Origin of the sequence: Paraburkholderia panacisoli (genome assembly GCF_008369935.1) — a bacterium.
Taxonomy (GTDB): Bacteria; Pseudomonadota; Gammaproteobacteria; order Burkholderiales; family Burkholderiaceae; genus Paraburkholderia; species Paraburkholderia panacisoli.
The window spans coordinates 85338-101989 of the sequence record NZ_VTUZ01000036.1 but is presented as its reverse complement, the minus strand read 5'-3'; the positions used below and the strand labels follow the sequence as shown (position 1 = coordinate 101989).

Annotated in this window: 14 protein-coding genes and 2 pseudogenes; 7 read left to right on the top strand and 9 right to left on the bottom strand. The window is 57.4% G+C overall.

Annotated features, from left to right (window positions below):
• Nucleotides 1–791: 791 nt before the first annotated feature.
• The 3 genes from FVF58_RS37070 to FVF58_RS37060 form a co-directional block, all read right to left on the bottom strand.
• Complete coding sequence (locus FVF58_RS37070; protein ID WP_149674668.1) at nucleotides 792–1433, bottom strand: HD domain-containing protein; 642 nt, start codon at nucleotides 1431–1433, stop codon at nucleotides 792–794.
• A 111-nt stretch (nucleotides 1434–1544) separates the two neighbouring features.
• Nucleotides 1545–2555, bottom strand: coding sequence for a carbon-nitrogen hydrolase family protein (locus tag FVF58_RS37065; protein ID WP_149674667.1), 1011 nt, complete (start codon nucleotides 2553–2555; stop codon nucleotides 1545–1547).
• Nucleotides 2556–2632: 77 nt separating this feature from the next.
• The gene (locus FVF58_RS37060; protein ID WP_149674666.1) at nucleotides 2633–3421 is read right to left on the bottom strand and encodes an alpha/beta fold hydrolase; all 789 of its coding nucleotides are present in this window, start codon (nucleotides 3419–3421) and stop codon (nucleotides 2633–2635) included.
• A 164-nt stretch (nucleotides 3422–3585) separates the two neighbouring features.
• Here FVF58_RS37060 and FVF58_RS37055 point away from each other — a divergent pair, with 164 nt between their 5' ends.
• The gene (locus tag FVF58_RS37055; protein WP_149674665.1) at nucleotides 3586–4524 is read left to right on the top strand and encodes a LysR family transcriptional regulator; all 939 of its coding nucleotides are present in this window, start codon (nucleotides 3586–3588) and stop codon (nucleotides 4522–4524) included.
• An 896-nt stretch (nucleotides 4525–5420) separates the two neighbouring features.
• On the top strand, nucleotides 5421–6122 hold the full coding sequence (locus FVF58_RS37050) for a LuxR C-terminal-related transcriptional regulator (RefSeq protein WP_149674664.1): 702 nt from the start codon (nucleotides 5421–5423) through the stop codon (nucleotides 6120–6122).
• A gap of 43 nt (nucleotides 6123–6165) precedes the next feature.
• On the opposite strand, the gene FVF58_RS37045 is transcribed toward FVF58_RS37050, so the two are convergent.
• The 3 genes and pseudogenes from FVF58_RS37045 to FVF58_RS37030 form a co-directional block, all read right to left on the bottom strand.
• Complete coding sequence (locus tag FVF58_RS37045) at nucleotides 6166–8118, bottom strand: ATP-binding response regulator (protein ID WP_149674663.1); 1953 nt, start codon at nucleotides 8116–8118, stop codon at nucleotides 6166–6168.
• 71 nt (nucleotides 8119–8189) lie between these two features.
• The gene (locus tag FVF58_RS37040; RefSeq protein ID WP_149674662.1) at nucleotides 8190–10148 is read right to left on the bottom strand and encodes an ATP-binding response regulator; all 1959 of its coding nucleotides are present in this window, start codon (nucleotides 10146–10148) and stop codon (nucleotides 8190–8192) included.
• A 1078-nt stretch (nucleotides 10149–11226) separates the two neighbouring features.
• Nucleotides 11227–11382, bottom strand: a pseudogene (locus tag FVF58_RS37030) (IS5/IS1182 family transposase); the annotation flags it as partial.
• Nucleotides 11383–11717: 335 nt separating this feature from the next.
• Between FVF58_RS37030 and FVF58_RS37025 the strand changes: the two are divergent.
• The gene (locus FVF58_RS37025) at nucleotides 11718–11972 is read left to right on the top strand and encodes a hypothetical protein (protein ID WP_149674660.1); all 255 of its coding nucleotides are present in this window, start codon (nucleotides 11718–11720) and stop codon (nucleotides 11970–11972) included.
• Nucleotides 11973–12365: 393 nt separating this feature from the next.
• On the opposite strand, the gene FVF58_RS37020 is transcribed toward FVF58_RS37025, so the two are convergent.
• The 3 genes and pseudogenes from FVF58_RS37020 to FVF58_RS51785 all read right to left on the bottom strand — a co-directional run.
• On the bottom strand, nucleotides 12366–12809 hold the full coding sequence (locus tag FVF58_RS37020) for an SET domain-containing protein (RefSeq protein WP_149674677.1): 444 nt from the start codon (nucleotides 12807–12809) through the stop codon (nucleotides 12366–12368).
• A 195-nt stretch (nucleotides 12810–13004) separates the two neighbouring features.
• Entirely contained in the window at nucleotides 13005–13274 is a 270-nt protein-coding gene (locus FVF58_RS37015) for a DUF1488 family protein (RefSeq protein WP_149674659.1), read from the bottom strand.
• 180 nt (nucleotides 13275–13454) lie between these two features.
• Nucleotides 13455–13793: pseudogene (locus FVF58_RS51785) on the bottom strand (tyrosine-type recombinase/integrase); the annotation flags it as partial.
• 384 nt (nucleotides 13794–14177) lie between these two features.
• Here FVF58_RS51785 and FVF58_RS37005 point away from each other — a divergent pair.
• From FVF58_RS37005 to FVF58_RS36990, 4 genes are all read left to right on the top strand, one after another.
• The gene (locus FVF58_RS37005) at nucleotides 14178–14837 is read left to right on the top strand and encodes a site-specific integrase (RefSeq protein WP_149674658.1); all 660 of its coding nucleotides are present in this window, start codon (nucleotides 14178–14180) and stop codon (nucleotides 14835–14837) included.
• 187 nt (nucleotides 14838–15024) lie between these two features.
• On the top strand, nucleotides 15025–15258 hold the full coding sequence (locus tag FVF58_RS37000) for a FitA-like ribbon-helix-helix domain-containing protein (RefSeq protein ID WP_149674676.1): 234 nt from the start codon (nucleotides 15025–15027) through the stop codon (nucleotides 15256–15258).
• Nucleotides 15245–15664, top strand: a complete 420-nt coding sequence (locus FVF58_RS36995) for a type II toxin-antitoxin system VapC family toxin (RefSeq protein ID WP_149674657.1) — start codon at nucleotides 15245–15247, stop codon at nucleotides 15662–15664. The genes FVF58_RS37000 and FVF58_RS36995 overlap by 14 nt, the downstream gene beginning before the upstream one ends.
• 517 nt (nucleotides 15665–16181) lie before the next feature.
• A complete protein-coding gene (locus FVF58_RS36990) occupies nucleotides 16182–16526 on the top strand; it encodes a zinc ribbon domain-containing protein (protein ID WP_149674656.1) in 345 nt (114 codons plus the stop codon).
• Nucleotides 16527–16652: the final 126 nt, after the last annotated feature.

The following is a 16652-nucleotide window of genomic DNA, read 5'->3' as shown; positions in this document are numbered from 1 at the left end:
CGAAGACGGCGTCTCGAAGACGTGGACCGTCTAATCTCGTCGCCGGCGTGACGTGGACGAGAACTTGCCGCGGTGCTCCCGATGTCGTGCGGAATGGGATATGCCGTTGAGTGGCGCATTGACAATGTCGCATTGGCATGACGGCTTTCCGCAGCGCCGCCGGCGTGTCCTCAACGTCGCGTATCACTGCAGCACCGGACTGTTCAAGTGGCTCATCACCGCGATGCGTATGAATGGCGCGAACCGGTTCAAACAGTCTGTTCCAAGGCGTGCATTTCCTGTGACCCTAGTCACTTGCGCGGGCATTTCGTGTTGTCTGACTTCGATATGCTTCTGTTTCCCAGCCACCTCCTAAGGCAAAAAATAGGGCGACCTGGTCCTGCGATATCCGTGATCTCATGTCTGCAAGTTCGCGCTCTGAACTGGCTAGAGTACGCTCGGCGTCCAAGGTGGCAAGCGCCGTGTTCCGACCGCTATCTTGCAATTCTTGCGCATCGGCCGCGGCTTTAGCGGCTTCGTCACGCGCAGCAATGAGCCTGTTCTCAGCGGCTCTTGTGGGTCGATCAAGGTAAACCGCATCGGCCAGAGTTCGTTGAGTGTTGTCCGACGCCTGCCAACACGCGCGGAGGCATGGCCACATTCCCGTGGTCAATGGCAGGCATCGAATAACCCTAAACGACTCCGGCGCCAGAACTCACTCGCAAGCGGGAGTTCGCTGCGCTCGGGACACGTCCTCGTAGCAGTTGTGCTTACGCTGCCGGAGAACGGTACTTTCCAGCAGCGCTGCTATTTCAGCTTTCGAAAGGAGAGTGGTCGATGAAGTCACATAGGTTCGCACACTCGAATCCATGAATGTGGCGACGCGCGACATCAGCCAATCCTGTTCCAATCGCAGTATGAGGCTTCTTCCTGGCGACCTCCGCAATCGCTTGCTGAAATGCCAATTTGAACCCGACTCGCGGATAGAGTTGGAGCACGTCGTCGACGAAGGACGGTGTAATCTCGTCCATGAACATACCAAACACGTCAACATGGGCACCCATGTAGATAAGGGCGATTTCAGGCTGCTTACGGTCTGCGATGCCACCGCTGGAGTGAAGCGCGATCCCATCCCAGACGAGTTGAGCTTTCGCCTCTGGATAGTTGTCCGTCAGCAAGATGCGACTTGCAGCATCGGCGCCATCGACTTCGAACCGGTTATCGGCGGAATATTCTTCCGAAAGACCGAGGTCGTGAAAGAGGGCCGCGAGGTAGACTACTTCTCGGTCATATTTCAAGCCGCGCTTCTTACCGAGGTACTCTGCGAACCACCACGTCCGGTGGACGTGACCCATCATCGCTTTTGAGTGAACTTGTTCGACGATCGAAGCGGCCTTGCGAGTAAATTCAGAATCGGGAGCGGTAAATCCTCCGATGGTCACAGGTGTACTCATAACATCCTCTGTAGATGAGAAATTGACAAGTCTTCGAGACTAGGAAAAATGCTTGACGTAACGGCGCCACAAGTGGGACGGGCCTGGACACTAATAGAGCGCAATTGCCAACTAGGGCTGAACCGGGCCTTCGGGCTCCGTGACCGTCTCCAGTGGTAACACCATATTCTGAACGCGCTTCGAAGGTGTCCGATTCAATAGAAGGCGTGTGACATCGGGCCGCGAATAGTGGCCGGCGGGGTCCGCTGCGCTCTTGGCGATCGAAATGACGCCGAGGTCGAGTTCCGCATAAAGCAGGCCCTCATACGTATCCGCTACCGTAGGCGTCAGCAGACTTCCATCCGGGCCGTAGATCGCGGCGTGCCCGCCACCCGCCCGAATCAGCCCGTGCTTTTCGGGCGTATCGCACAGTGTTTCGATCATGGCGTTCGAAATCGTCGCACACGGCGCGAGGAAAAAGCACTGGCCTTCCACGGCGTACACGCGGCTTACTGCGATATTGACTTCGGGACTCAGCGCATTTGCAAATGGTTGGTATAGCGAAAAGCTGGGCCATGCGCCAATGTGAATCTGCTCATTCTGGGCGTACATTGCGTATTTCGACAACGGTTGCAAATGCTCCCAGCAACAAAGTGAGCCGATACGTCCAAGCGCCGTATCATGCACGGAAAGATCGCTTCCGTCTCCCTCGCCAAATACAGTGCGCTCGACGTGAGTCGGCTTCAGCTTCCGCCGTCGTGAGATAGATTGCCCGTCGGGTCCGATGAGCCACTGCGCGATATAAAGCGTGCCTCCATCGCGTTCCGCAAACCCAAGCGACACCATAATGTTGTGCTCCGCTGCAGCCCCGGAGATTCGATCGGCTTGCGCAGAACGATGCTGCAACGCGTTGTCGAAATATCGTTGGACAAAGCCTTTTTCTATTGCCCACGCCGGGCTGCCCAGCCAGGTGTGCCACGGGTAACCGGGAATCCACGTTTCAGGAAAGGCGATCAGCTGCGCCCCTTCGGCCGCTGCTTCGGCGATGAGCGATACGGCTAGTTCGACGCCGCCGTCGAGATCGAGGAAGGCAGGCCCGGCCTGTACGACCGCAGCCTTGAATTTTGGATGGCGGATACCCACGAAAGTCTCCTTAACGAAAGCAACGCTCGGCAGGCAGCTCAAGGATTGCGCTTGAGTCGCGGCAAAACATTGAGAGCTCAGCGCTCGAGTTCACTGACGAACCGCCTGATTGCAGCTGCGACTGCGGACGGCGCTTCCAAAGGCGACAGGTGGCCGATTCCGGCCAGGACCTCAAGGCGAGCGTGGGCTATTCTCGGAAGCAGTTCCGCCTGCAGTGTTTCGACGCGATCCACCAGGTCCCGCTCACCGGCGATCACCAGAACGGGGACATTGATAGCTGCCACGTCGGCACTAATATCTTCCCGCGTCGCGATGTTCGGCCACGCCTCCTTCGCCAGCGGCGCGCCGCGCAGACTATCTTCGATGACCTGCTCGCGGCGCTCTGGTGCGAGCGGGCTGCCGGTCAGGACATTGTCCAGCACCCAGCCGACCGATTCGCGCGAGTTGTAAGCGCTCACCATGACCGCGCGCTGCTCATCCAGGAGCGCCATCGGCGAAGGCGGCGACGGCGCAACGAGCACGAGTCCCTCCAGCCCCTGTGGTTGGCGTGATGCGAGGAGTTGCGCGACCTTTCCGCCCATCGAATGACCGACGAGCACGTAGCGCGGAAGAGCCAGCGCTTCGATCGCGCCTTGCGCGTCGTCGGCCAGATCGGCAATCCTGTAGCCGTCGTCTGGTGCTTCCGAATGGCCCCAGCCGCGATGGTCGGTCGCGACGGTCCGGTATGCATCCGACAGTTCATTCGTGACGAACTGCCAGGTGCGCGACGATCCACCCCAGTAGTGCAGGAAGATCACCGCCCGTTCGCCGTCTCCCTTCTCGCTGACGTGAATGCGGATGCCGTTTGACTGGATGTCCATTCCCATGCTCGCTGTGCTCCGTGTGTTCGTGACGGGTTGGGGTTGCGGCCTTATCCGGCTGGACCAGCGTTCGGACCGTGGTGATATCGTAGATATTTGCGTGAGGTTTGATAATTGGCGTTTCGTGACGTGCAGTCGATAATGACGGTATCGAATCGAGGAGAAGGCTCATGGACCGGTTCACATGCATCGGCGTATTCGTGACGGCGGTCGACGAAGGCAGCTTCGCGGCGGCCGCCCGACGTTTCGGACTATCGGCGGCGATGGCCGGCAAATATGTGAGCGCGCTCGAGGCTGAGCTGAATGCGAGACTGCTTCAGCGCACCACCCGCCGCCTGAGCCTGACGGATGTCGGTCACGCTTACTACGACCGGTGCAAGTGGATTCTCGAAGCGTTCGACGAAGCGAATCGCGAAGCAAGCGATTCGCAAAACATCGCCCGCGGCGTGTTGCGAATCGCCGCACCCGTGACGTTCGGCGCGATGCATCTGGGTGGCGTTGTCGCGCGTTATATGGAGGAGCATCCGCACGTCAACGTCGAAGTGTTATTGAACGATCGCTATGCCGATCTGTTGGATATCGGAGCGGACGTGGCAATACGGATCGGGCGGCTGCGTGACTCCGGCCTCGTCGCACGGCGGATCGCTCCCTGCCGTATGGCCGTGTGCGCGTCCCCCGGTTATCTGAAGCGGTACGGAACCCCACGCACCCCCGATGATCTGCGGCGCGCGCCGCGGCTTGTATTCAGCGAGGCGGTGTCAGCCGGCGACTGGACGTTGATCGACACGAAAAACCGCGCGCATGTCATTGACGGACCGAGTCGCATGTCAGCCAACAACATGCAGATGCTGCTCGCCGCTGCACTTGCGGGAGCAGGCGTCGCATACGGGCCGACCTTTGTTTTTGGCGAATATCTTGCGCGCGGCGAACTGGTGGCGCTGTTTCCCTCTTACCGCGCGTCGGAATTGACGATTCAGGCCGTGTATCCTAGCGCGCGTCATGTGCCGCTCAAGGTGCGTCAGTTCATCGACCACCTGGTTGATGCATTCGGCGACCAGCCTCCGTGGGACTGCGTCCGGCCGTTGCACCGAGAGCAAGTGGTTTCGTGAATACGCGCTAACAACGCAAAATCGCGCGCCCCAAAGACGAATGCTCCTTCATCGGCCATTCCCGACATTCAAGCCTCATGGTTCATGAGGCAGCTTCAGGTCACCTTCCTGCCAATCGGATCCCTATGACCGCGAATGTCACCTTCACTTCCAGCGGATGCGTACTCTCAACCAGTTGCAGTGGTTCGACCCCAGGCAACCACAGCGCCGGCTTACGGGGCAGTTAATAAGGACCATTTGGAGTCGTATGCGAGTCGCGACGCCCAGCGGAGGCTGCGCGCTTGGCTTGACCGCGACAGTTTGTGGAACCCCGTGCGCGGAAGCGGAACCTCGATTGTCCGAGGTGGTCACCTGGAGGTTGCACTGCGCGAGCAACCCGCTGCCTTCCGGCGTCGGCGTCACGCCGTTGACGATTTCGATCGGCGTGCCCGCAAAGGCGATCTCCGGGACGACACAATGATGCGTCCCCGCAAACGCCGGCCAAATGTGAGTTCCGTTGACAGGGTGTTGGGATCTCATTGTGATGTTCCTCCCTTCCAGAACGCGATGTATGCTCTTCGATATGTCGCGCCACCGGCCGGTCGCGAAAAGCAAGAATCAGACCCTCAACGAGGCGAAGCAGGCGATGACGACTCTGAAAGGTTTGCGCGATCGCGCGATGCTGCCGACTCTGGATTCCGCGTATCCAGCCTGCGTGCGAGTGCAGCGCCAAACGGCCAGAACTGCGTCGATCCCGTCGACCCGAAGTCAAGGGCACGCGCCTACTGCGGCGCTTGAGGCACGAATTTCGACGCTCGGAGAATGCCAGTGTTCAAGTTAGCTATCAAGCGGTGTCGTGCACAAACGTAGCGCGCAATCGATGGTTTTTCTCTGAGGTATTGAGGGGGGATGCGGCCATGAAGATCCTATGGGTCGATGACCACGAAATTCTCTGCGTTGCTCTTTCCGAATATGTCCAAACACACGCATCGGAGTTGAGCGTAGTTCCAATCGAAGTCACACCCGTATTTACGCTTGCCAGCGCGCTTGAAGAAATGAGCAAGGCACCTCCCCCAGACCTTGTATTCCTGGATCTCAATCTGGACGGTGAGAACCGTGGCGCCACGACGCTGGAACATTTCCAGGCTGGCAATCCATCCAATGTTCCCGTGGTCGTCTGCACGGGACTCGCTCCTGGAAACGATGATGAAGTTGAAATCTTGCGAATGTGCATGCGTGACTACGCTGCTCGAGGAATCATTTTGAAGGGCGGCGCACACAAAAAAATGTTCATTGGACTGAGCAGGATTTTAGGAGGTGAACTCTGGATTCCGGAAGAAGTCTTGATGCGCTTTGCCTGCCCGACGCAAGCGCCTTCAGCTATCCGGAATCAGCATCATCTTGGACTCTCTCCACGAGAGTGGGACGTGGCGCGTTGCATTGCAGGTGGCCTCTCAGGAAAACAGATCGCAAGGGAGCTTAACGTCACCGAGGGACATGTCAGACAGGTTTCCTGTGTCATTTACGACAAGCTTCAAGTCAGAAATCGCGTAGAAGCGGCACTAAAAGTCAATGCCGAGATGGGCGGCGGAAGTGGGCCAGCCAAGAGACTGTCGTGAAGGTCTCTGCTACACCACGCCTTACGTTACGCCGCCATCACTTTCACCCGCTTTCGGTCGATGTTTTTGGCTTATGTTTTGCCAGCAAGGTCAATAAGGTCTGTTCAGAAACCGGTTTCGACAGAAGCTTCATGCCACTGGCGGCTACTTTTTTGAGAACAGCTGACGAGGTGTCCCCCGACCACAGGACCGCAGGGATCGAAGCGTCGGTAGCAGCGCGGACTGCCGCAATCGCGGCAACACCGTCCTCGTTTTTCAGCCGGTAGTCAGAGAGGATGAAGTGCGGACCACTTGCCAAAGCTTCGATGCGCAGCTGCTCGATCACGTCGGATGATGATTCTCCCGCCACGACGTAGCATCCATGCTCGATCAGGCGCATCGATATTTCGATTCTCAAGTCGCTATTGTCCTCGATGACCACCACGACCATACTGGTCAGGTCCAGGTCGCCGCTTTCAACCGTCTGAACCTCGAGCAACCCTGGCGGGATGCGTCCTGCGAAGGGGACCGTAACCGAAAAACGCGATCCCCGCCCTGGCGTCGAGTCCATGTCCAGTTTGTGACCAAGAAGGTTCGCGAGACCCTGAACTATGGACAGACCCAGACCAAATCCCTTTTCACGATCCCTCTCGGGATTATCGACCTGTACATAGCTTTTGAAGATATCCGCCTGTCTATCTTCGGGGATACCGATCCCGTTGTCCCAGACGCTTATCTTTACGAGGTTGCCCCGCCTTTGGCAACCCACCAGAATATGCCCCTTCGTTGCTCCCTGTTCGGAAGGCGTGTAACGGACCGCATTGGTCACCATATTTCGGACGATCCGGTCCAACGCATGTCGATCCGTATGGGTCAGATAGGGCCGGCTATGGAGTCTTAACTTCAGCCCCTTCGCCAGGGCTAGCGGCTGCATATCCACAACTATGCTGTGTAAAAGGGAAGCCAGCCCCACCTCCTGAATTTCTACACTCCAGGTGCCGGACTCGAGGCGGCAGATATCCAGCGTGCCGTTAAGCATCCCCTCCATCGCATCCACTTGCCTTTGCGCAATCGAGACGTCTTCGGCCAGCCTGGTTGATTCAATGGTCCGCTCGATATAGTTCAACTTCAAGCCGAGCGTTGTGAGCGGCTGGCGCAAATCATGGCTTATCGCAGCGATAAGTTGGTTCTTCTCCGCCCTTGCCGCTTCGGCCCGCGATCGCGCCTCTTCGAGAATAATCTCTTTTACACATGCGTGCTTCTGATCGTAACAAAGAAACCATGCGATGAGACAATAGCCAATTAGTTGAGCCGTAAGCGACTCAAACAAAGTTGGCCGATTAATTAACAGAACTCCTCCCACGCTAAATCCGAATGGGATAGTGCCGAGCACGAGTGAACCTAAAGTTGCACGAAGACTAGGTGCGAGCAGCAGCACAGTAAATACATGACACATCAGCGTCATCTTTAGGAAGAAAGTCCTGTGAAAAATAATATGAATATCACCGTGGTAGGCCCAGAAAATGGGTGGCTCTATCCCAAAGCTACCCGCCCCCCACCACACCGATGTCAGTATGACCAATGCAGCCCATGCCCCGTGCATCTGCTCGACCGGGTTGACGCCCGCGTGCTTTGGAAGCGCCATGGTCCTTTTCAGTAAATATATTGCCATGGGAGCGGCCATCCCCCACAGCCCGAAGATCCAGGCCACACGGAACAAACGATAAATATCCGACGTCTTGATCCAATTTCCAAGTACGAACACGAACAGGCTTACGAACAACATCAACGCCATCCAATACACCGCTCGACGCGACAGTGATTCCAATAAATCGCGTTTGACAAGGAGATTCTGCTCGGCACTGAGTGCCGCAACCGGTCCCCGAACAAGATTCACAAATTCACCGAATCTGCGGCGCCCGATTTTGTGAGCCGTTTCACTCCCGCTCAGTGATATTCTGGCCCCGGGCTTTTCGCACACGTCAGAATCACGTCGTGTTTGAGTACTGGACGCCATAGAAGGCCTCCTCGGAGGGGCACGTTCAGCATACGCCCCTTTGTGCTAATTACGTTCTACCGCCATCACCGTCACCTGCCTTCGGTGGAAGTTTTTGGCTTATGTTTTGCCAGCAAGGTCAATAAGGTCTTTTCAGAAACCGGTTTCGACAGAAGCTTCATGCCACTGGCGGCTACTTTTTTGAGCACAGCTGACGAGGTGTCTCCCGACCACAGGACCGCAGGGATCGAAGCGTCGGTAGCAGCGTGGACTGCCGCAATCGCGGCAACACCGTCCTCGTTTTTCAGCCGGTAGTCGGAGAGGATGAAGTGCGGACCACTTGCCAAAGCTTCGATGCGCAGCTGCTCGATCACGTCGGATGATGATTCTCCCGCCACGACGTAGCATCCATGCTCGATCAGGCGCATCGATATTTCGATTCTCAAGTCGCTATTGTCCTCGATGACCACCACGACCATACTGGTCAGGTCCAGGTCGCCGCTTTCAACCGTCTGAACCTCGAGCAACCCTGGCGGGATGCGTCCTGCGAAGGGGACCGTAACCGAAAAACGCGATCCCCGCCCTGGCGTCGAGTCCATGTCCAGTTTGTGACCAAGAAGGTTCGCGAGACCCTGAACTATGGACAGACCCAGACCAAATCCCTTTTCACGATCCCTCTCGGGATTATCGACCTGTACATAGCTTTTGAAGATATCCGCCTGTCTATCTTCGGGGATACCGATCCCGTTGTCCCAGACGCTTATCTTTACGAGGTTGCCCCGCCTTTGGCAACCCACCAGAATATGCCCCCTCGTTGCTCCCTGTTCGGAAGGCGTGTAACGGACCGCATTGGTCACCATATTTCGGACGATCCGGTCCAACGCATGTCGATCCGTATGGGTCAGATAGGGCCGGCTATGGAGTCTTAACTTCAGCCCCTTCGCCAGGGCTAGCGGCTGCATATCCACAACTATGCTGTGTAAAAGGGAAGCCAGCCCCACCTCCTGAATTTCTACACTCCAGGTGCCGGACTCGAGGCGGCAGATATCCAGCGTGCCGTTAATCATCCCTTCCATCGCATCCACTTGCCTTTGCGCAATCGAGACGTCTTCGGCCAGCCTGGTTGATTCAATGGTCCGCTCGATATAGTTCAACTTCAAGCCGAGCGTTGTGAGCGGCTGGCGCAAATCATGGCTTATCGCAGCGATAAATTGGTTCTTTTCCGCCATTGCCGCTTCGGCCTGCGATCGCGCCTCTTCGAGAATAATCTCTTTTACACATGCGCGCTCCTGATTGTAACAAAGAAACCATGCGATGAAACAATAGCCAATTAGTTGACCCATATACCAGCAAAACCATACTGGCCGTTCAAATAACAGATAATTTCCCACGCTAAATCCGAATGGGATAGTGCCGAGCACGAGTGAACCTAAAGTTGCACGAAGACTAGGTGCGAGCAGCAGCACAGTAAATGTATAGCTGATCAGCGTCAGCTCCAGGAAACCAATCCTGCCGGAACCGGTACCATGAAACTGGAATTGGAGGGGGATTAACCCAAAGCTACCCGCCCCCCACCACACCGATGTCAGTATGACCAATGCAGCCCATGCCCCGTGCATCTGCTCGACCACGTTGACGCCCGCGTGCTTTGGAAGCGCCATGGTCCTTTTCAGTAAATATATTGCCATGGGAGCGGCCATCCCCCACAGTCCGAAGATCCAGGCCACACGGAACAAACGATAAATATCCGACGTCTTGATCCAATAATCGGGTATTATCCAATATCCAGATTTGAGCTCGAACAAGCTTCCGAACAACGCTAACGCCATCCAATATATCGCTCGACGCGACAGTGATTCCAATAAATCGCGTTTGACACGGAGATTCTGCTCGGCACTGAGTGCCGCAGCCGGTCCCCGAACAAGATTCACAAATTCACCGAATCTGCGGCGCCCGATTTTGTGAGCTGTTTCACTCCCGCTCAGTGATATTCTGGCCCCGGGCGTTTCGCCCACGTCAAAATCACGTCGTGTTTGAGTGCCGGACACCATGGAAGGCCTCCTCGGAGGGTCACGTTTAGCATACGCCTCTTTGTGCTAGCGGTCTGTGCCCGCTGTGCCGGGAATTGGATGGAAGACTGTCAAAGCTGACAATCGAGGGTAAGTGTGCGGCGGTGCGCAGTATCAGCAACCCGCAGTTGTCCTTGTGTCGCGTCGACCTGAATCCGTTACCCGGCGTGTGCCCCGCGCTCTCAAGAAGTCACTTTGACGAATAGTCGCAAAGCGACACCGAACATTTGTTCGCCCCTTAAGGAACATTTGATACCGAGCATCAAATAATCGATCTAACTACAACTGACAAGGTTACACGGCAGAACAATGCAGCATAATTCGAAATAAGGATGGTGTAATTCATCGCAAGACAATTCAGATTCTTCTTTTCTCGCATACATATTAGGAATGGAGAATTATTATCGAACGGTGAGGAACATGCAGTGCATACATAGGCTCCATGTGCGATGTATTTCACCTCAATTGTCGTTGCCGACCTCGTTTTGATCCTGATGCCGATATTCAAGCGAACGCACCCGACGCCCAACGCATGCTCGAACCGACAGCATCGCGAATATACGGTTCATTCGTGCATCGGCAACTGCTTCAATTTCACGTCGGCAGCAATAGTGCGCTCTCTATTGCGCACCGGGCTTACCAGCCCACCGGCGGTCATTCAGGTGCTCCTGTCACCTCAGACGCTAAGCGCGGTATTGCCGCGCATGTCGGCCGCTACGTCCTCCGCCTATGTCAAAGCGGCCGCCCTAACTGAACCTGATTTCATACTGAAGGAGTTAAGCCATGAAGACGACAATATTCGTGTCTGCAGTGCTCCTGGGCATTCTCTCGCTTGCGGGCGTAGCGCAAGCGCAGGATGCATCCGGGCAACAAGATGAGCAATCGGCATCGGCCAATGCTAGCAATAACTCCGGGTATGGTGGGGTTTCAGGGAGCACCAGTGCAAGCGGCAGTATGGATCGCTGGGGGTCGGCTACCTGTGGTCATCTACCCCATTGCAACCCCGACAGTGGTCACTAGATAGTCACCCCTGAACATTTCGTGTCTCGTGCCGCCTGCGTCAAACCACTGCGTGGGCGGCAGTTTTACAGTTGGACAAAGCAGCGAGAATCAAGGCACAAAGAAGCCGCAGCTTCCTGATGATCATCCTCAGGTTGTAGCCCGCGCCGCACAGCACCGCGTGCATCGAATCGCCGAGCGTGCTTTTAAGCCAACTCGGACCTCAGTCAGCATCCAAGAAATCTAAGGGTGCCTCGCTTCCTCTCGCCGTAGCATCGCGTCTAGCTTGGTACGCGTCAAGAGATCTCAGTGTCATGGAACCACGTGGGTGGAAATGCGTCGATCTCTATGGCTCGAACGGCTCCATGATTTTGATGGCGCCGGACGACGCATGCCAGTTGGAGCCGCTCACGACAGTCCCATCAAGGGCCGCGGCATTCAGCTCAGCACGCGTACGGGGGTACGTCCGGGAGCTTTGGAGCAGCCAAGATCGCTGGACAGGGGTTTCCGAACCGACAAGGCTTCGTCGATGCCGTGGCGAATGAAAGTATCTTGCCAAAGGAAGCATTCAGAAACTGTGTCTTCCCTGACGATTGCATTCGTCGCTTTGGCTCGGATCAAGTTTCGTTTGAAACGCCAATCAACGAAGACGGCATAGGCACCATGAGCCGACTTGTGAAGTCGGAAGACCCGATTCTGGGCATGGCGAAGATGAACGAGGACAACGATGCCACGTTGCTTGTAATGCGGCTGAACCCGGCGCTCCGCAACCTTGGCCCAACCATCCTGAGCGTAGAGCTACCGTAGTGGATTGTTCAACCGAGCTGCCCACCGTGAATGATCGCTTTCCGGCTGCGGACTTCTCTTCTGGGTCGCGAGAACTCATTCACTCGCATTGGCACATGACATTCGAGGCCACGACGGCGCGAGGGGCGGCAAAGCGCCCCTCAGTTGCCCATCAGTGGCCGACATTCCTACGTCCGCAATGGCCGAAATTTTGCCGCCCGGAAGCCGATGCCAATGACTGGAGCGCCTCCGGTACCTGCCGCTGCCGATCTTACGGCACGTGCAGTAGACGTGAGTCCGACAATCGGCGTTCGTTGGCGCTCTCCGGAGCCGTCGCAACGCAACGCCAGATAAGCGTATATGACGATGCGGGGATCGAAGCAGCCTGCCAAGGAAGCGGAATGGCGACCGTCGCTATGACTGACCAGCGCTTAGCATCGATTGCCTGCATGCCGAAGCGCCACAACGACATGAGTACTGGACACGCACTTCTTCTGTGACCTCGCCGTCGACGGCAAGACCGTAGTCGATGAACAGCTCCTCACCCGCAGCAATAGCGACGAGCGCGTGAATGAACACACGGTCGCCGACCTCGATGGCTTCGCAGTTTGGCAAGCAGGCATGGTTGACGAAGCGCGCACTGTTACCGCCGCGGCTGCCATCGATCACGCGTCTGTTGCTCAGGCCGAACACGAAGGTATGCCCGGCGGCCGATTGCTGGCGGGCGGCTGCACGACGCCAGCTGGTGACGTCGCCTTTATATTCGATCAGTCGCTCGCCAGCGGCAAGCGGCCGCAATGCGAACAGCCCCTTGCCGTGCACCAGTGAGCGGCGTGCCGTGATACGTCGCGAGCGCATTGTGTTGCCCTTCATCCCGTAACGAGTTTGTTGACGATGTCCGTTCAGCGGCGAAGCATATCGCCGCCGCCGCGCATATTCAATCAGCCAATAAGAAGATTGCGCGCAACTAACGGTCAACCGCAAAAAACCACTCTGATTCGCTCCGCCATAAACCCGCTTGCAAGAGACGTGGCGCAATTCCTCGTCATCGACTCACGGTCGCGCGAAATCCTCGGCTGTCAACTCGAGGTGCGTGGTGGGATGGGCGAGCACCTTGCGTTCGGCGATCGCCCGGATGCGGCCATAGCCGTTCCGGAAAGCCTTGAGGATACGACCGTCATCGGCGTTGGGTTCGAGCCAGAAGTATTCCTGCAGTGCCTTGACCGCAATCACGCATTTAACGAAGCCATGGGGTCGCGCAAGGCTGAAGGACACGCCACGGCGGTCGTCCTGCACCTGGGGTTCGAGTTCGAAAGTTGCCATGACAAGTCAGCGGACGATCCAGAGACACGCACGAATCATTGTTGCATAGCCGATGCGTCCTGAATACCGGGATCATGCCGTGTCCGGCCGTTCGCACGGCTGTGGCGTCTTGTTGTCAGGGGTGGGCCCGAGCAGGTTCGCCGGTATGACGCGTTGCGTCGATGCATGGCCCGCGCGACCTCATTTGCGCGCCCCAAAAACCTCCCCGAGCTGCCGCGCCCGCTTGACCTCATCACTGCGCAGGTAAGTGGAGGTCGTGGAGACAGAGGCATGAGGGAGGTTGTCACGCACGGTTGCTAACTGGGCACCACGACCGAGCGCGTGCGTCGCGTGCGTGTGTCGCATCCAGTGCGGGCTCGCGCGGTGCAGTTTCTCTGCGAGGGGCGCGTGGTCGGCTTCGATGGTGTCCCCCGCGAGCCGGAAGAAGCGGCGCATCACACCCTACAGGCGTACGCTGCTGATGGCCGCGCCGCTGTCGGCTTCGAGGCTGCCGACGACCGGCGTTTCCGGTCGCCAGCGTGGCTAGCCCGCGTTAGGCCTAACGCGCGAGGGCCTCCCAGGCAAACGGAGGCAATGCGACGCGCGCGATCTTTTTTCCTTTACGCGCGGGGCAAGCCATCGCGCAACGTCGTCGGTGATCTGCGACTCGGGCGGTGGTGCGGTGTGTAGTAGCTCGATCACGTACGCGACGGTCCTCGCCTGCTGCTCGTGTCCGTCGGCCGGATGAGCGAGCAGGGCGGAGAGATCGTCGCGATGGATCGCCCGCGCGGCGGCCAGCAGCTGACGACGGATTTTTCCGAGGAAGTTCGTTAATCCAAGGCTGTCGGCGGTGTTTGCTCGTGGGCGCGGGCAAACCTCCTCGTAATATCCGAGAATGGTGCGTCGAATTCTTGGAATTGCACGATGGCAAAGCCTCCCGTTATCGAATCTCACCAGTTGCGCCACGCGCTGAAAGTCGCGGCCGTCACAGGACAAAATCCGGTCCGTGATGTGGCGCTTCTGCTCCTTTTCTACGGTACCGGATTGATGCCCAACGAGGTGGGTAAGCTTCTCTTGACCGACTATCTGAGCGCGAACGGGACTGTCCGTGTCGATTCGGTAGTGCGCGCCGAGATCTCCTTCAATGGCAAGGCTCGACCGTTGGTGTGGTCGAACGCCAAGCTCCGCCGGGTGATTGATGACTACCTCGCGTACCGGCTCGCCGCACGACATGGCGTTACTACCACTCCGGCTGCGTATCGCGGGCTAGACCAGCACGGGCCCCTGTTCAGGGCGGCCGACGGGGAGCCGTTCACGTTCACGCGGCGCGTCACAGGCAGCGGCGCGATTAGCTACTCATGCGAAACGCTGACGGAGATTGTTCGACGACTGCATCAACAGGCCGGTATCGAGGGCGGCAACGCATCGGCCGCGCGACGCACGTTCGCGGTGAATCTCCATCGGCAGGGGCGTTCGCTAAAATTCATTCAACAGTTGATCGGCGTTTCCAGCCTAAGCGCCGTAAAAACCATGGTCGAAGGTGATCCGGTCACGCTGGCGTCGATCGTGAGCGGAGTGATTTGATGGAAGGAGGGCTGGGCTGGGCTGCGGATCGCTCAAGATGCAGCCGCTCTGGGCCGTTATCTGCGTGCAGACATGACCTCGGGCATGTGGGTCGTGCTTGATTGCCTAGCGCCCGGAGTTGCTATCAATGCTTGCACTTTCAGCACCGCATGCTATCATTGATAGCACTTGTAGTGCGGAGCGAATCATGGCAAATCTTTTGGTTAGAAACGTGGATGATGGACTTGTCCAAAGCCTGCGCGAGCGCGCAGCAGCGCACGGACGCAGCGCGGAAGCCGAGCATCGCGAAATCTTGGCGAAGGCACTGCGCGCGCCGCAGCGCAAGACCTTCGCCGAAGTGTTGATGAGCATCCCGAACGTCGGCACCGATGCCGATTTCGCGCGTGTGGATGATGGAGAGGCGGCGAATGTATTTGGTTGACACCAATGTCATCAGCGAAGTTCGGAAGCGAGATCGAGCGGACAAGGGCGTGATGGCCTTTTTCCGCAAGGCGGCACAGGATGATGTCGATCTGTACCTCTCGGTGGTGACGATTGGTGAACTGCGGCGAGGGGTGGAGATTATTCGCCACCGCGGCGACAAGGCGCAGGCAACGCGGCTCGAAAACTGGCTCGTTGGCGTACTTCAGGAGTTTAGCCAGAACATTCTGGCGGTGGACGAGGAGATCGGGCAACTGTGGGGGCGCTTGCGCGTCCCTCACCCGGAGCACGCGCTGGACAAGTTGATCGCCGCAACCGCGCTAATTCACGACCTGACTGTGGTGACGCGGAACGTCGATGATTTCACAGGCTCGGGCGCCCGCGTATTAAACCCCTTCGAAGGGTAGTACTGGATTAACGTCGAGGAAAACGGGACAAGCGAGTTCGACAATGGCTGCCGGCTATCTCATCCCGAATCGGCTTGGCAACGTACTGGCGTTGATCTAAGTTCTCTCGCTTGATCGTCATTCGCATCGAAGCGAGGATGGATTGCGCGATGAGCTTGACGGAACGCCCCGCTCTGGTTCGAGCTGGGCGGAAGTTGCTGGAGAGCATAGAGAGTTTTTTCGTGTCGCATCGTCCGGAGTTCATAGGGTGTCCCTCGTTGCGAGGCACGTGACCCCCGACGATGTGGGCGGTTCGGACTGGTTGCCTGCGGACTACACGGGCAAACTTCTCGCTCTCGCAGTCGACCTACACGACAGGGCAGAAAGGCGGTCGCAGCGATGGCAAGTGTATGTGCCACTGTTCGCTGCTATCGTCGCCTTGGCGAGTTCCAGCGCAGCGTGGGTCGCAGCGCTTCACCACAATTGCTGATAGAAAACCGCACTTTGGCGGGAACAATAACCACGTATCGGGGGGGAGATGATTTACATCGTTGGCTGGCTGGTCGTAATGCTGATCACGGCGCTAGTTGCAAACACAAAGAACCGCAACCCTGCAGCATGGGCTTTACTCGCGATCCCGCTCGGCCTGATCGCAACGATTGTAGTCGCTTGCTCGTCGAAGCTGAACGCCGAGTTGCAACAGCCCCTGGCGGGGAGCCGACCAAATAATCGCGGTCTGGAGGCTCTGCGGCAAACAGAACACACGGTTCTTGGCTCCGTCTCGGGCAAGGATTGTCCGCAGTGCGCGGAAACAGTCAAGGGCGCTGCGAGGATATGCCGCTACTGTGGCCACAACTTCGAACCTGCGACCGGCGAAGCTTGATCAGGCCGCGACAGCGCCAAAGAATGGGAAAATTCGATGAAACGCGCAGTTCTTTTCGCGACAACGGTTATGGTCGCAACTATTACGCACGCTGCAGACAACGGTCTCCCCGCTGACTTCGACCCG

Coding starts and splice junctions, on each gene's coding strand:
- FVF58_RS36990 (WP_149674656.1), top strand. CDS start 16,182: ATGATTTACATCGTTGGCTGGCTGGTCGTAATGCTGATCACGGCGCTA.
- FVF58_RS36995 (WP_149674657.1), top strand. CDS start 15,245: ATGTATTTGGTTGACACCAATGTCATCAGCGAAGTTCGGAAGCGAGAT.
- FVF58_RS37045 (WP_149674663.1), bottom strand. CDS start 8,118: ATGGCGTCCAGTACTCAAACACGACGTGATTCTGACGTGTGCGAAAAG.
- FVF58_RS37060 (WP_149674666.1), bottom strand. CDS start 3,421: ATGGGAATGGACATCCAGTCAAACGGCATCCGCATTCACGTCAGCGAG.
- FVF58_RS37050 (WP_149674664.1), top strand. CDS start 5,421: ATGAAGATCCTATGGGTCGATGACCACGAAATTCTCTGCGTTGCTCTT.
- FVF58_RS37005 (WP_149674658.1), top strand. CDS start 14,178: ATGGCAAAGCCTCCCGTTATCGAATCTCACCAGTTGCGCCACGCGCTG.
- FVF58_RS37055 (WP_149674665.1), top strand. CDS start 3,586: ATGGACCGGTTCACATGCATCGGCGTATTCGTGACGGCGGTCGACGAA.
- FVF58_RS37000 (WP_149674676.1), top strand. CDS start 15,025: ATGGCAAATCTTTTGGTTAGAAACGTGGATGATGGACTTGTCCAAAGC.
- FVF58_RS37020 (WP_149674677.1), bottom strand. CDS start 12,809: ATGCGCTCGCGACGTATCACGGCACGCCGCTCACTGGTGCACGGCAAG.
- FVF58_RS37070 (WP_149674668.1), bottom strand. CDS start 1,433: ATGAGTACACCTGTGACCATCGGAGGATTTACCGCTCCCGATTCTGAA.
- FVF58_RS37015 (WP_149674659.1), bottom strand. CDS start 13,274: ATGGCAACTTTCGAACTCGAACCCCAGGTGCAGGACGACCGCCGTGGC.
- FVF58_RS37040 (WP_149674662.1), bottom strand. CDS start 10,148: ATGGTGTCCGGCACTCAAACACGACGTGATTTTGACGTGGGCGAAACG.